The sequence below is a fragment of the Mediterranea sp. An20 genome (assembly GCF_002160055.1).
GTDB classification, from domain to species: domain Bacteria; phylum Bacteroidota; class Bacteroidia; order Bacteroidales; family Bacteroidaceae; genus Bacteroides; species Bacteroides avicola.
In genome coordinates, this window is the sequence record NZ_NFJV01000010.1 from 1 (window position 1) to 13,807 (window position 13,807).

Below are 13,807 nucleotides of genomic sequence, written 5' to 3' on the forward strand. Positions count from 1 at the left end.
TGGAAGATATTTTCCATGAGCCTGATTTTACCAAGGCCGAAGTGGTGGAAGCCATCAAACGCTTCCTGCCGAACTTTGAGCATGTGGAGAAAGGAAAGAATCTGGATCAGAAAATGTAAAAGATATGATGTACAATCAAATAACCGATTTTATCCATCAACTGTTCGGGACAGAGGAAACCGTTCCCCTGCATGCCCCGCTCTTCATCGGCAACGAGAAGAAGTATTTGGAAGAGTGCATAGATACCACTTTTGTATCCAGTGTCGGTCAGTTCGTGGACCGTTTTGAGGCGGACATGGCCGCCTATACGGGTGCCAGGAAGGCGGTTGTGTGCGTGAGCGGCACGAACGCCCTGCACATGGCGATGATGCTTGTCGGCGTAGAGCGTGACGACGAGGTGCTGACCCAGGCTCTGACTTTTATTGCCACCTGCAACGCTATCAGCTACATCGGTGCCCACCCCGTGTTTATTGATGTGGACATGGATACGTTGGGACTTTCTCCTAAGGCTGTGAAAGATTGGTTGGTAAAGAATGCAGAGGTTAAAAACGGTGTGTGCTATAATAAGCATACCGGCCGCAGAGTAAAGGCCTGCGTACCGATGCATACCTTCGGCCATCCTGTCAAAATAGACGAATTGGTATCCGTCTGCGAAGAATGGCATCTGGAACTGGTGGAGGATGCCGCTGAGAGCATTGGCAGCCTGTACAAAGGCCGTCATACCGGTACATTCGGCAAGGTGGGTGCCATCAGCTTTAACGGCAACAAGACCATCACTACCGGAGGCGGCGGCATGCTTCTGTTCCAGGATGAGGAGTTGGGCAAATTGGCCAAGCACCTGACCACCCAGGCGAAGGTGCCCCACCGTTGGGCTTTCGTGCATGACCATATCGGTTACAATTACCGCATGCCCAACATCAACGCTGCCTTGGGCTGCGCCCAGTTGGAGAATATCGACCGTTATGTGGCGAACAAACGGGAGACGGCGGCCATCTATGCCGATTTCTTCAAGGATATCCCTGACATCACTTTCTTCACCGAGCCGGCCGATTGCCGCTCCAATTATTGGCTGAACGTGGTGATGCTGAAGGACAAGACCGCCCAGCAGGAGTTTTTGGAATATACCAACGACCACGGTGTAATGACCCGTCCAGTGTGGGAACTGATGAATCGTCTGGAGATGTTCAAGCACTGTGAGACGGACGGGCTGAAGAATACGCAGTGGCTGGCGGACAGGATTGTGAATATACCGAGTAGCGTTCGGCTGAAAGCATGAAACCTTTGGTTCTGATAGGCGGCGGTGGTCATTGTCAGTCCGTCATAGAAGTGGCTGAAAGTTGCGGGCGCACTATCCGCGGTATTCTGGATGTACCTGCGGAAGTTGGCAGGGAGGTATTGGGTTATTCTATTATCGGTACAGATGATGCAATAGCCAATTATGCAGCTTCCTGCGAGTTTGTCATTACGGTCGGTTTCATCAAAGATCCCTCGCTCCGCATCAGGCTTTATGAAAAGGTGCTTGCCGCAGGGGGAGAGTTAGCCACGCTGATAGCTTCTACGGCTTATGTATCCCGTCATGCTGTGATAGGGAAAGGAACAGTGGTAATGCACCATGCTTTTGTCAATGCCGGAGCGGAAGTAGGCGAGAATGTGATACTGAATACCGGTTGTAATGTAGAACATAGTGCTCGAGTGGGAAACCATTGCCATATTTCCACAGGTGTCATGGTTAACGGAGACTGCAACATTGGCGACAACTGCTTTATCGGCAGCCAGTCCGTGTTGGCCAATGCCGTAAGCATTTGTAATGACGTGCTGGTTGGCGCAGGCAGTTTTGTCCGCAAGAGTATCCTTAAACCCGGTGTTTATTCGGGAAATCCGGCAATATTGAAAATAAAGAGATGAATTCCAAGGTATTGATTATAGCCGAGGCGGGTGTCAACCACAACGGTTCGCTCGATTTGGCCAAACGTCTGGTGGACGAGGCTGCAACCGCCGGTGTAGACATCATCAAATTCCAGACATTTAAAGCAGACAAGTTGGTGTCCAAGACAGCCCGTCAGGCTGAGTACCAACGTCGCAATATGGGCGATCCCGCGGACAACAGCCAGTACGCTATGCTGAAGCGGCTGGAACTTTCCCGTGAGCAGCATGAAGAGCTGGTTACTTATTGTCGCGCAAGAGGCATCCGCTTTTTCTCCACGGCTTTTGATTTGGACAGCATCGACTACCTGCATTCATTGGATTTAGGTCTTTGGAAGGTGCCTTCGGGTGAAATTACCAACTATCCTTATTTGAGAAAGATAGCCCGGTATGGCGAGCCGGTCATATTGTCTACGGGGATGTGCGAGCTTGCCGACATTGAGGCTGCCCTTCAAGTCCTGCTGTCCAATGGCGTGCGGAAAGAACAGGTTACCATTCTTCATTGCAACACGGAATATCCTACTCCGATGAAAGATGTCAACCTGAAAGCCATGCTTGAAATAGGCAGGATATTCGGAGTGAAGGTCGGTTATTCCGATCATACCGAAGGGATAGAAGTCCCCATAGCGGCAGTAGCCCTTGGCGCCACCGTCATCGAAAAACATTTCACATTGGATAAGACGATGGAAGGACCGGACCACAAAGCTTCTTTGGAACCGGAGGAACTTCGGGCCATGGTGAAAGCTATCCGTAACATAGAACAGGCTCTGGGTGATGGCCACAAAACCATATCTGAATCTGAACGCAAGAATATGACGGTTGCCCGCAAAAGTATTGTGGCTGCTTGTTCCATCCGTAAAGGAGACTTATTGACCGAACAGAATCTGACCGTCAAGCGTCCTGGAAACGGTATTTCTCCGATGCGTTGGGAAGAAGTGATAGGTACCTGTGCCACCCGTGATTACCAGGAAGAAGAACCTATCGAACTATGAGGAAGATTTGCGTAGTAACCGGTAGCCGTGCCGAATATGGATTGCTGAGTGGATTGATGCGTGTCATTCAGGAAGATAAGGACTTGCAGTTGCAAGTTATAGCAACCAACATGCATCTGTCTCCCGAATTTGGTCTGACTTATCGGGAAATAGAGAAAGATGGTTTCCGGATAGACAAGAAAGTGCAAATGCTTCTTTCTTCGGATACTCCGAATGCCACGACAAAATCTGTCGGCTTGGCAACGATTGGCTTTGCCGATGCATACGAAGATTTGCAGCCGGATCTGATAGTGGTTTTAGGTGACCGTTTTGAAGTTCTGGCGGCTGTTTCTGCCGCTTTGTTCTTTAAAATTCCCGTTGCCCATCTGCATGGCGGGGAAATTACGGAAGGTGCTTACGATGACTGCATCCGGCATGCCATCACCAAAATGAGCCATTTACATTTTACCAGTACGGAAGCCTATCGCCAGCGTGTCATTCAACTGGGCGAGCAGCCCGACCGGGTCTTTTATGTAGGTGCCATTGGTGTGGAGAACATTAAGCGGGTTCCCTTGATGTCCAAGTCTGCATTGGAGGAGAGCATTCGGTTTGAGTTGGGAGAGAAATCCCTGCTGGTTACTTATCATCCGGTGACTTTGGAGAACCATACGGCGGCAGACCAGTGCCGGAACCTGTTGGACGCGTTGGATGAGTTTCCCGATTACAAAATCATTTTCACATTGCCTAATAGCGACACGGACGGTCGTATCATTATCCGGCTGATTCATGAATACGTGTCGCTGCATCCGGAACGCTGTATGGCGATTCCTTCTTTGGGCTTGCAGCGTTATCTGTCTGCCTTGAAATACGTGAGTGCCGTGGTCGGTAACTCGTCGAGCGGTATCATTGAAGTACCCAGTTTTGGTATTCCGACATTGGATGTTGGGGATAGGCAGAAGGGAAGGATTGTGGCGGAGAGTGTATGGCATTGTGAAACATCCCAACAGTCTATTGTGGAAGGTTTGTGTAAGATTCTGTCTTCTTCTTGGATTGCTATGTCCAGAAATGTGCACAATCCCTATGACAAAGAAGGTACCATTGCTTTTATTCATAAAATAATTGGGAGTTATCCGCTGAAAAATCTGCTTCAAAAGTCATTCTATAACATTTATCAGAGATGAATATCTTGATTACTATTTGTGCCCGAGGTGGTTCCAAAGGAATACCCGGCAAAAACATTAAGTCCATAAACGGTATGCCGTTAATAGGTTATACCATTAATATAGCCAATAAATTCAAGGCTTCATTCAAAAATGTAGAGATAGCTCTTTCTACGGATTCCGATGAGATTCGGGAAGTGGCTTGTTCCTGCGGTTTGTCTTCCGATTACAAACGTCCGGATTATCTGGCTAATGATACAGTTGGCAAGATTGATGCCATTAAAGATATCCTGCTTTATTCGGAAGGAAAGAATCATTGTAAATATGATTATGTCCTTGACTTAGACGTAACATCTCCATTACGCACTTTGCAGGACTTAGAGGATGCCTTTGCCATTCTTCAGAAAGATGAAAATGCCGTCAATCTTTTTTCGGTCAATGAGGCCGGCCGCAGTCCCTATTTCAATATGGTGGAACAGAAGTCCAATGGATACTATGCTCAGGTAGTCAAACCGGCAGGGAATGTATTTACTCGGCAATCAGCCCCGAAGTGCTATGACTTGAATGCTTCTTTTTATTTCTACAGACGATGTTTTTTTGAGGAAGGCTATCGTGGTGCCATTACGGACAGGTCATTGGTCTATGTGATGCCCCATATCTGTTTTGATATGGATCATCCCATTGATTTTGAATTCATGTCTTATCTGCTTAGTAACGGGAAACTGGATTTCATGTCATGAAAGTCTTGATAATCGGCTTGGGTTCGATAGCCAGGAAACATATCGCTGCCTTGCGTCAATGCCATCCGGAGGTGGATATTCACGCTCTCCGGTCCAGTTGCGATGCCAAACCTTATGAACGTGTCCATGATTGGCATACGTGGGAAGAGGCATTAAGCTTGCATTATGATTTCGCTATTGTTTCTAATCCGACATCCATGCATCGGCAGGCGATAGAAAGGCTCAAAGAAAACGGAATGCCACTTTTCATAGAGAAACCGTTGTTTGACAGCCTGCAAGGGAAGGATTTAGTCGAAAGATTCAAAATGCGACAAATTCCAACTTATGTCGCATGTAATCTGCGTTTCTTGGAAGTAATCCGTTCGTTGCAAAAGTTATTACAGCGTGTTACCGTCAATGAGGTGAATGTGTACTGCGGATCTTATCTTCCGGATTGGCGTCCGGGTACGGATTATCGCCAATCTTACAGTGCCATTCCTGAATTAGGCGGTGGTGTACATATAGACCTGATACACGAGATAGACTATGTGTATTGGCTGTTTGGACAACCGCAAAACATCCATAAAGTATTTACACACAAGTCCTCCTTAGGTATACGTGCCTGCGATTATGCCAATTACTTATTGGAATATCCGGCTTTCAATGTGAACATCATACTTAATTACTACCGCAGAGATAGTAAGCGTATGTGCGAGATTGTGACTGATGAGGATACTTATACAGCCAATCTGTTAAACAATACACTATCCAATAGCAAAGGAGAAATTCTGGAACAGTATTCCCAAAGGATAACTGATACCTATACTGCGCAAATGCGCTTTTTCCTTTCTATGCTGGAGTCGAAGAATTTCAACTTCAATACCATTGAAGATGCTTATAATGTACTCAAAATCTGTTTGGGATGATGATATTAAAAGACAAAGTAATCATAGTGATAGGCGGTTGTGGTCTGATAGGCCGTGAAATCGTCAAAGATGTCCGTCGGAAAGGTGGCATTTGTATCAATGCCGATATTTCCACTGAAACCGATTGGGAAAAAGGTGAATATAAACTGGATATGACCGATTTCTCCGCAATAGAGAATTTCATAGTATCGGTGAAGGAGAGATATGGTCGCATAGACGGGATAGCCAACAGCGGTTACCCACGTACCAAGGATTGGGGAGCTTTTTTTGAAGATGTTCCTTTGGAATCCTGGCGTAAGAACGTAGATATGCAGTTGAATTCTTGCTTTTTTATTTGTCAGAAAGTTCTGGAGATTATGAAGGAGCAAGGTTTTGGTTCCGTTGTGAACTTTGGTTCTATTTATGGGGTGGTCGGTAACGATTTTACCATTTATGAGGGTTATGGTGGCACTTCACCTGCCGCCTATACAGCCATTAAAGGCGGTATCATCAACTTTTCCCGTTACCTGGCTTCCTATTATGGAAAATACGGCGTGCGTGTGAATGTTGTATCACCGGGTGGAATTATTGACAAGCAACATCCTTCTTTCATCGAACGTTATTCTGCCAAGTCCCCTTTGAAACGCATGGGCAGACCGGAAGAAATAGCCCCGGCTGTCAGCTTCTTGCTTTCGGATGAAGCTTCGTTTATCACAGGGCATAATTTGATGGTGGATGGTGGATGGACGGCAATCTAAAGAATGTAGTGATGATTAATCTTGTACAGACGAATGATAGATATTCACATTATTTCGCAAGATCACATTTTGATTGATGCTCTTCAAAGAATCAACAGCATTTCCAATGGTCCTTTAGTGTTGTTCGTTGTTGATAATTTGCAACGAATGGTGGGGACTTTGACTGATGGTGATATCCGTAGGGCGTTGATAAAAGGAGTCGGAGTGGACAGTCCAATTGAGGCGGCAGTTCATCGTAATTTCAATTTCCTTCGCCGAGGTGTAAACGATGATGTGATTCATCTTCATAAGCAACGGGAACTTAAAATGAAGCTTGTTCCTGTCTTGGATGCAGAAGACCATATCATAGAGATAATCAATCTGGAAAAATACCGTACCAAACTTCCCATAGATGCTGTATTGATGGCCGGAGGAAAAGGAGAAAGACTTCGTCCGCTGACGGAAAAGACTCCTAAGCCTTTGATTAAGATTGGAGACAAGTGTATCATTGATTACAACATTGATAGTTTGATATCATACGGATTAAACCATATATCTGTTACAGTTAATTATCTTCGGGAACAGATTGAGGAACATTTCAGTGTACCTCGCGATGGTGTGGAGATTAATACTGTTCGTGAGCCTAAATACTTGGGAACTATAGGAAGTATTAAGTTCGTAGAAACCTTTTATAATGATACCATCTTGGTAATGAATTCCGATTTGTTCACCAATATTGATTACGAGGATTTCTACCTGCATTTTACACAGAACAATGCCGATATGAGTGTGGCGGCTGTGCCTTACGTGGTGAAGGTACCTTATGGGGTATTCAATCTGGAAGGTCGGGAGATTAAGGGGGTAACAGAAAAACCGACCATCAGCTATTATGCCAATGCCGGCATCTATTTGATAAAGAAAGAACGGTTGGATTTGATTCCGGAGAACGAGTTTTTCAATGCTACGGACTTTATGGATTTATTGATAGAGAAAGGCTATAAAGTAATTCGTTATCCAATTTCGGGCTATTGGATTGATATAGGGCAGCATGATGAACTGGAGAGGGCAAGGGAGATCGTAAAGCATGTTTATAAATAAAATCACTTTAAAAAATTTGATTACAATGAAGTATTGCACTAAATGCGTGATGCCGGATACCCGTCCTGGCATTACTTTCAATGAGAATGGGGTATGTTCTGCCTGTCAGTCATACGAGAATAGGAAGAATGTGGACTATAACGCCCGTTTTGAGGAGTTGAAAGTCTTATGTGATAAGTATAGAGGTATGAATGGTTCCAATGGATATGACTGTATGATAGCCGTCAGCGGTGGCAAGGATTCACATTTCCAGACTTATCTGATGAAAGAAGTATTGCACATGAATCCGTTGCTGGTTTCCGTAGAGGACAATTTCCCTATGACAGAGGCTGGGAAGCACAATTTGAAGAATATCTCAGAAGCTTTCGGTTGCGATATTATCAGTATGAAGCCCAACATCAGGGCTCAGAAAATCATCATGCGCAAGACGTTTGAGCGCTATGGTAAACCCACTTATTTCATTGACCGCTATATTTATACCTATCCGTTGCACATGGCTTTGAAGTTCAATACACCCCTGCTGGTTTATGGCGAAAATGTCAGCTATGAGTATGGAGGTAGTGGTGCTGTTGAAACTTATTCGGCCAGAGATCAGATTTTCAACGGAGTAGGTTCCGGCATACCGGAAGAGGAGTTGTTGGGTGATGGGGTAACAATGAAAGATTTGAATTTCTTTGAGCCACCCACGCAGGAAGACCTAAATCGCTTGGTTCCTATCTATTTGAGTTATTTTGTGGAATGGAACAGTTTTAAAAATTATGAGATAGCCAAACATTATGGCTTCCATGATTTGACACATGAATGGAATCGTACGCACCACGTAGAACAGATGGATCAGGTAGACAGTCGTGCTTATTTGGTACATTCATGGATGAAATATCCCAAATTCGGTCATGCTTCGGCTACGGATTATGCGGCACGCATGGTTCGTTATGGAATGATTACGCGGGATGAAGCATTCAAACTGGTGAAGGAACACGATCATGCTTTGGATCCTCTGTGTGTAAGAGACTTTTGTGAATTCCTTGGATATTCCGAGAAAGAGTTTTGGGATATTGTGGATAAGCACTATAACCGGGAGTTGTTTGAGAAAGACCAATTTGAACGTTGGGTGCTGAAATAGTATTGTTAATAGAATATGAGTGTATGTGCCGAGTTCATATAGCGATTGATTATAGAACTTTGAAGATTGGCACATACACTCTTTTTTAGTAGTTGTTTTGAAAGATGAATTTATTATTTATTTATAGGCGTGATATTCATATTGAGGACTCTGGTGCTTCACGTACAATAATATTGAGGGAAAATTATCTTGCTGCACAGCCAGATGTTTATGTGTATACGTCTTATCGTCATTTGTCTCCGGTTGATAGCCGTATAACGGAGTTGCCTATTAAGAGACTTTCAGCACACAAAATTCATGAGAGTATTGTTGATAAAGGAATAGACATATTATGTGTGCCAGAAGGGGAGCATTTAGCAGAAATGGCTTATGAAGCAATAAAAGGTACATCATGTAAAATAGTTACTGAATTGCATAATATGCCAAATTATGAGCTGCAGTATTTATATTCAACTGTTAGTATGCGTACCTTTACAAATTGTGTCTATAGTGGTGATTTGACATACTCATTAAAGCTTATTATAAAATTACTAATATTCCCTTTGTGGAAAATCCGTGTCAGAAAATCTGCATATAAAAAGAATAGGGAATCTTATTTATTGGCAGATAAGTTTGTTTTATTATCCGAGAGTTTTATAGAGGCTTTTCAGAAAGCGTATCATGTTGACAATCAGAAAATGGTTGTTATTAATAATCCTTGTTCGTTTTCTTCTTTCCTAGAAAATCGTCCTGTCAAGGATAATGTGATTTTAGTCGTTTCTAGATTAGAAGAAGGGGCAAAACGGATTAGTCTTGTTTTAAAATGTTGGAGCCTCTTGTACTTGAAATATCCTAATTGGAAATTGCAAATAGTAGGTAAAGGTCCTAGTAGTGAGTTGTATAAAAAGATGTCAGAAAAGTTGGGATTAAAGAATGTTTCATTTGAAGGATGGCAATCTCCACAGGTTTATTATGAAAAAGCTTCGATATTTTTAATGACTTCTGCAATAGAAGGATGGGGAATGACTTTAATAGAAGCTCAACAAATGGGCTGTGTTCCTATTGCAATGAATTCGTTTGCGGCATTGAAGGATATCATAAAAGATGGACAGAATGGGTTTATTGTGAAGAATAATAACATTAACGAAATGGCTTTAAAAATTGAGAAATTGATAATGAATCAAGATAAAATGTATGAGATGTCCTTAAATGCGATACAGAGTGTTCAAAAATTTTCAATAGAAAAGATTGGTGCCAAGTGGTTGGATTTATATAGAGAGTTATCACAATGTCACGAACAGAGCAAAGCTTGAAGAATTTCAGGATATCATCTGTCTTTTTAGGCATATCGATTATCTTTAATTTTGTTTCAAGAAGCATATTTATTAAATATTTGGGTGCTGATGTTGTTGGGTTAAGTTCAACATTACTTAATATTTTAGGCTTTCTGAATCTTGCAGAATTAGGTTTGACCTCCGCAATTTCGGGCACATTATATGAATTGATTTATAAAAAAGATGAATCTAGAATTAAAGATGTAATATCAATATTTGGTTTTTTATACCGAATTATTGGTGTCACTATTCTTGTTTTAGGAATTATCATCTCCTTTTTTCTTGTACCTTTTTTTTCGGAATCTGGACTTCCTGATATATATATAGTTGGCGGATATTATACATTCTTATTGGCTAATTTGGTTGGTTACTTTATTAGTTATAAGCAGACTTTACTTGTAGCAGACCAAAGGGAATATATTGTAACTTCTTTTACTTATGGTGCGCAGACCTTGAAATTCGCATGTCAAATAGTTGCACTAAAATATTTAGGTTATGGGTATGTTGTTTGGTTAGGCATAGAATTGTTTTGGGGGATAATATATGGTATTGCTATAAATCGTATTGTAAAGAAGAAATATCCTTGGTTGGTTACGAGTTATCATCATGGAAAAGAAATATATAGAAATTATGCGACTTTATTTAGAACAATAAAGCAAGTTATTCCTCATAATATTTCAGCTTTTGTACTGAATCAGAGCACAAATATATTGATTTATGTATTTTCTTCTCTTGTAAAGGTAACGATATATACTAATTATACGATGATATTAGTCAGATTTGTTAGTGTATTGAATATTTGTATGAGAGGGATAACTGCAAGTTTTGGCAATTTGGTGGCGGAAGGTAACAAAGCTAAGATTTTGTCTATATTTTTTCAGTTTAATGCATTATTTTTTATAATAGGTGGCGTTGTTTGTACAACATGTTATTACCAAATAGAATCTTTTATTAAATTATGGTTGGGGGCGGAGTATGTTTTGGATAGATGGATTTTCTTGCTTATGTTATATATTATGTATGTAGGAATTGTTCGTTTGCCAATTAATTATTTTATAGGCGCTTATGTCCTTTATAAAGATACATGGGCTCCTATGGCTGAAGCTTGTATAAATCTATTTGTTGCAATTGTTTTCGGGCACTTGTTGGGTATAGGAGGTGTTGTCTTAGGAGGTGTGATATCATTAAGTTTGATAGTAGTGCTTTGGAAACCTTTTTTCCTTTTTCGAAACGGCTTTTGTTCTTCAGTAGGAGAGTACTGGCAGAAAGTTTTAAAATATCTTGTGGTGTTATTTCCGATATCTTTAATGCCACAAGTTTTATTTCAACATAATCTTTTAAAAGATAATAGTACAGTTGTAGGTTTTTCATTCAATACATTGGTTATAGCTTTTTGCTTATTGATAGTATATTCAATAGTCTTATATATTATCGATAAACCGACTAAAGGTATAGTCAGAAGAATTTATAAAGTAATATTTCATAAATGTTAGGGATTATGAAGAGATTATATACTCAAATTTGTCAAGTTGATACAGTATATTCATTATTTCTTTATTTAATATTATTTCCACGTAATATTGAGAGTACTTTTTTCTTTTTTGGAAGTGGAATTCCAGATATTGTTAAAGAACAGTTTAAAGGTCATTCTTTTATTATAAAGAAAAAGCAAGGTGGAGTACTATACAGCTTATTGAATATATGTAGATGTTGGGTACTGCTCCCGATAGTTTATTTGAAGTATCGATTATATAAAAAGGTGTCGTATGGTCAAGATCATCTGATTTTTGCCCAGTTTGTTATATCAAACTCTTTGTTTTATATATTGCTTGAGGACGGAGTCGGAAATTATACGGATGTAGATACTATAGTTCTATATAAGAAAGAACATTATTTTCTTTGGAAGTTGAAATCTATTATTAACTCTTTAAGAGGCGTTGTGTCTCAGCCTATGGGTTTTCACCCTAAAATAAAGAAAATATATTTAAGTGGGATGATGGAAGTTCCGCCATATAATCGTGAAAAGATTGAAATCTTCTCTTTGCAAGAGAGTTGGGGACGCTTATCTGTAAAAGTTCAAAATGAAATTTTGCATTTACTATGTGCAAATGAGGTATTATTGAAAAAAAACTATAATTATGATATTCTTCTTTTGACTCAATGTTTTTCAGAAGATGGAATGATTGATGAGGATAAGAAAATCCAGATGTATCGAGATATATTGCAAACATATTTCTGTGAAGGTAAAAAAGTTTGTATAAAATCTCATCCTCGTGAAAAAACAGATTATAAGAGTATATTCCCATTTGCAGAATTTATTCCTTCCTACATACCATTCGAATTATTAGTATTAATGTCCAAACATAATATAAAATCTGCTATAACTGTTAATTCGACAGCTATATATAGTTTGGATAAAAGTGTAGAGAAAGTAATATTGGGAATGGGTTATTTGCAAAAGTATCGTAATGAATAGATGTAATACAATAATAATAAAAAGGGATGATGTTACAAGGTTTCTTCTTAATGTTATGTTATTGACAAATTTGTTCTTTGCATTATTCCCCGCTTGGAAAGGAAGCATTATATGGAACTATTTACCTGATATAGAGAAGTATTTTCTATTTACCGGATATGGTGCCATAATGGTGAATTTCTTGCTTTCTATTGTTTTGATATCCTTAAACACAAAAATATATGGAAGATCCATACTTGTATTTTGTTATTTAGCAATGAGTGTATTTACACTTTCAATGTTTCAAAATGGATTTAGTTTTAAAATTCCCGAAGGTATTATGGCTTTGTGTGTATATATGGTTTTAGTTGGAATTTTGCCTAAATTTCATTTTGGTACTAAAATGCAAAATCTTATATTGTTTGTATTACTTTTTTGGTCAATTTTACCAATATTATATTTCTCTCTGGCTCCGATTCATATTAAGGCATTGTTTTATTCAATAGGCGGAACATTTTCTGGATTTGCTTTACACCGTAATTTTTATGCGGTATATGTGGGCATTGCTTTCCTGTTATTAATGTTTGTACGCTATAAAATGTTGTACAAATTCATTTTGTGGATTCTATTATTAATAGGATTATTATTGTCGGAATGCAGGACTGCAATTCTTGCTCTATTTATTGTAACTTTTTATTATAAATATTCAGATAAGAGATCGTTTTATTTTTATTTAGTTATTGCAATTATCGTAGGTTTTATATGCTATTCAATGTTGCTTGATTTATTATCAGAATATACGATGCGTAATGATTTGGATAATAATGTAACTCGTGAAGAACTGTATAAAGGCTTTTGGGATTTTTTCGTAGAGTCACCTATTTTAGGTAAAGGGGAAGATGCGTTATACTATTCTTCCAGTTATCCAGATGGCTCTCCAGCTCATAATTTGGTGCTGCAGATAATGGCTAGTTATGGCGTATTTGAACTAGTATTTTTTTTGGTCTTTTATATTCTGATTTTTAGAACATTGGATATTAATGGAAAGACTTTATTTCTATACCTTTTCATTATCTCAATGTTTCAGCCGTATATAGATGTCGGATTTCCGACTTCTTTGATGGTTATAATTTTGTATTTATGTCGTGTTTTTTCCAAAACAAACTATGTGAGCATTTCCCAATGGCGTATTGCATAAGGCTATAATAATAGGCAAGTGAAGTCATTTCAGAGGCAGTTTGATTACACCTGGCAGGAACGCCTCGGTGACGGATGACAGAAGGTCCGGAAGAAGACTTCCACCAGAGAGCTAGAGAAATCTGAACTAGACTGTGAGGATGAGAAAGAGGGGGACGGAGGGGCGTTGCGTACGGATGCTGGGACTATGTGAATTGCGCCAGAAC

14 protein-coding genes are annotated in these 13,807 nt (G+C 40.1%); 13 read left to right on the forward strand and 1 reads right to left on the reverse strand.

What is annotated here, in order from left to right; translation table 11 throughout:
• Positions 1–127 precede the first annotated feature (127 nt).
• The 7 genes from B5F34_RS07260 to B5F34_RS07290 are packed head-to-tail and all read left to right on the forward strand — an operon-like array spanning position 128 to position 6,436.
• Positions 128–1,276 (forward strand): LegC family aminotransferase, encoded by a 1,149-nt coding sequence (locus B5F34_RS07260; protein ID WP_087336650.1) that lies wholly within the window; start codon positions 128–130, stop codon positions 1,274–1,276.
• Entirely contained in the window at positions 1,273–1,905 is a 633-nt protein-coding gene (locus tag B5F34_RS07265; RefSeq protein ID WP_087336652.1) for an acetyltransferase, read from the forward strand. The genes B5F34_RS07260 and B5F34_RS07265 overlap by 4 nt, the downstream gene beginning before the upstream one ends.
• Positions 1,902–2,915 carry an N-acetylneuraminate synthase gene (neuB, locus tag B5F34_RS07270; RefSeq protein WP_087336655.1) on the forward strand — a complete coding sequence of 338 codons (1,014 nt, stop codon included), beginning with the start codon at positions 1,902–1,904 and terminating at the stop codon, positions 2,913–2,915. Before B5F34_RS07265 ends, neuB begins: the two co-directional genes overlap by 4 nt.
• Positions 2,912–4,075, forward strand: coding sequence for a UDP-N-acetylglucosamine 2-epimerase (neuC, locus tag B5F34_RS07275; RefSeq protein ID WP_087336658.1), 1,164 nt, complete (start codon positions 2,912–2,914; stop codon positions 4,073–4,075). Before neuB ends, neuC begins: the two co-directional genes overlap by 4 nt.
• Positions 4,072–4,794: an acylneuraminate cytidylyltransferase family protein gene (locus B5F34_RS07280; protein WP_087336661.1), complete on the forward strand. Its 723-nt coding sequence runs from the start codon at positions 4,072–4,074 to the stop codon at positions 4,792–4,794. Before neuC ends, B5F34_RS07280 begins: the two co-directional genes overlap by 4 nt.
• Positions 4,791–5,699, forward strand: coding sequence for a Gfo/Idh/MocA family oxidoreductase (locus B5F34_RS07285; RefSeq protein WP_087336664.1), 909 nt, complete (start codon positions 4,791–4,793; stop codon positions 5,697–5,699). Before B5F34_RS07280 ends, B5F34_RS07285 begins: the two co-directional genes overlap by 4 nt.
• Entirely contained in the window at positions 5,696–6,436 is a 741-nt protein-coding gene (locus B5F34_RS07290; RefSeq protein WP_239448857.1) for an SDR family oxidoreductase, read from the forward strand. The genes B5F34_RS07285 and B5F34_RS07290 overlap by 4 nt, the downstream gene beginning before the upstream one ends.
• Before the next feature lie 114 nt (positions 6,437–6,550).
• Here the strand turns inward: B5F34_RS07290 and B5F34_RS17870 are convergent, their stop codons facing one another.
• A complete protein-coding gene (locus B5F34_RS17870; RefSeq protein WP_239448865.1) occupies positions 6,551–6,724 on the reverse strand; it encodes a hypothetical protein in 174 nt (57 codons plus the stop codon).
• Between B5F34_RS17870 and B5F34_RS07295 the strand changes: the two genes are divergently transcribed.
• From B5F34_RS07295 to B5F34_RS07320, 6 genes are all read left to right on the forward strand, one after another.
• Positions 6,641–7,513, forward strand: coding sequence for a sugar phosphate nucleotidyltransferase (locus tag B5F34_RS07295; RefSeq protein ID WP_239448859.1), 873 nt, complete (start codon positions 6,641–6,643; stop codon positions 7,511–7,513). The two genes, B5F34_RS17870 and B5F34_RS07295, sit on opposite strands and share 84 nt — an antisense overlap.
• A 25-nt stretch (positions 7,514–7,538) precedes the next feature.
• Positions 7,539–8,636 carry an N-acetyl sugar amidotransferase gene (locus tag B5F34_RS07300; RefSeq protein WP_087336670.1) on the forward strand — a complete coding sequence of 366 codons (1,098 nt, stop codon included), beginning with the start codon at positions 7,539–7,541 and terminating at the stop codon, positions 8,634–8,636.
• A gap of 104 nt (positions 8,637–8,740) precedes the next feature.
• Positions 8,741–9,928: a glycosyltransferase gene (locus B5F34_RS07305; protein ID WP_087336674.1), complete on the forward strand. Its 1,188-nt coding sequence runs from the start codon at positions 8,741–8,743 to the stop codon at positions 9,926–9,928.
• The gene (locus B5F34_RS07310) at positions 9,904–11,442 is read left to right on the forward strand and encodes a hypothetical protein (RefSeq protein WP_140392977.1); all 1,539 of its coding nucleotides are present in this window, start codon (positions 9,904–9,906) and stop codon (positions 11,440–11,442) included. The genes B5F34_RS07305 and B5F34_RS07310 overlap by 25 nt, the downstream gene beginning before the upstream one ends.
• Before the next feature lie 5 nt (positions 11,443–11,447).
• Positions 11,448–12,425: a glycosyltransferase family 52 gene (locus tag B5F34_RS07315; RefSeq protein WP_162609302.1), complete on the forward strand. Its 978-nt coding sequence runs from the start codon at positions 11,448–11,450 to the stop codon at positions 12,423–12,425.
• Complete coding sequence (locus tag B5F34_RS07320) at positions 12,418–13,602, forward strand: O-antigen ligase family protein (protein ID WP_087336683.1); 1,185 nt, start codon at positions 12,418–12,420, stop codon at positions 13,600–13,602. The genes B5F34_RS07315 and B5F34_RS07320 overlap by 8 nt, the downstream gene beginning before the upstream one ends.
• Positions 13,603–13,807: the final 205 nt, after the last annotated feature.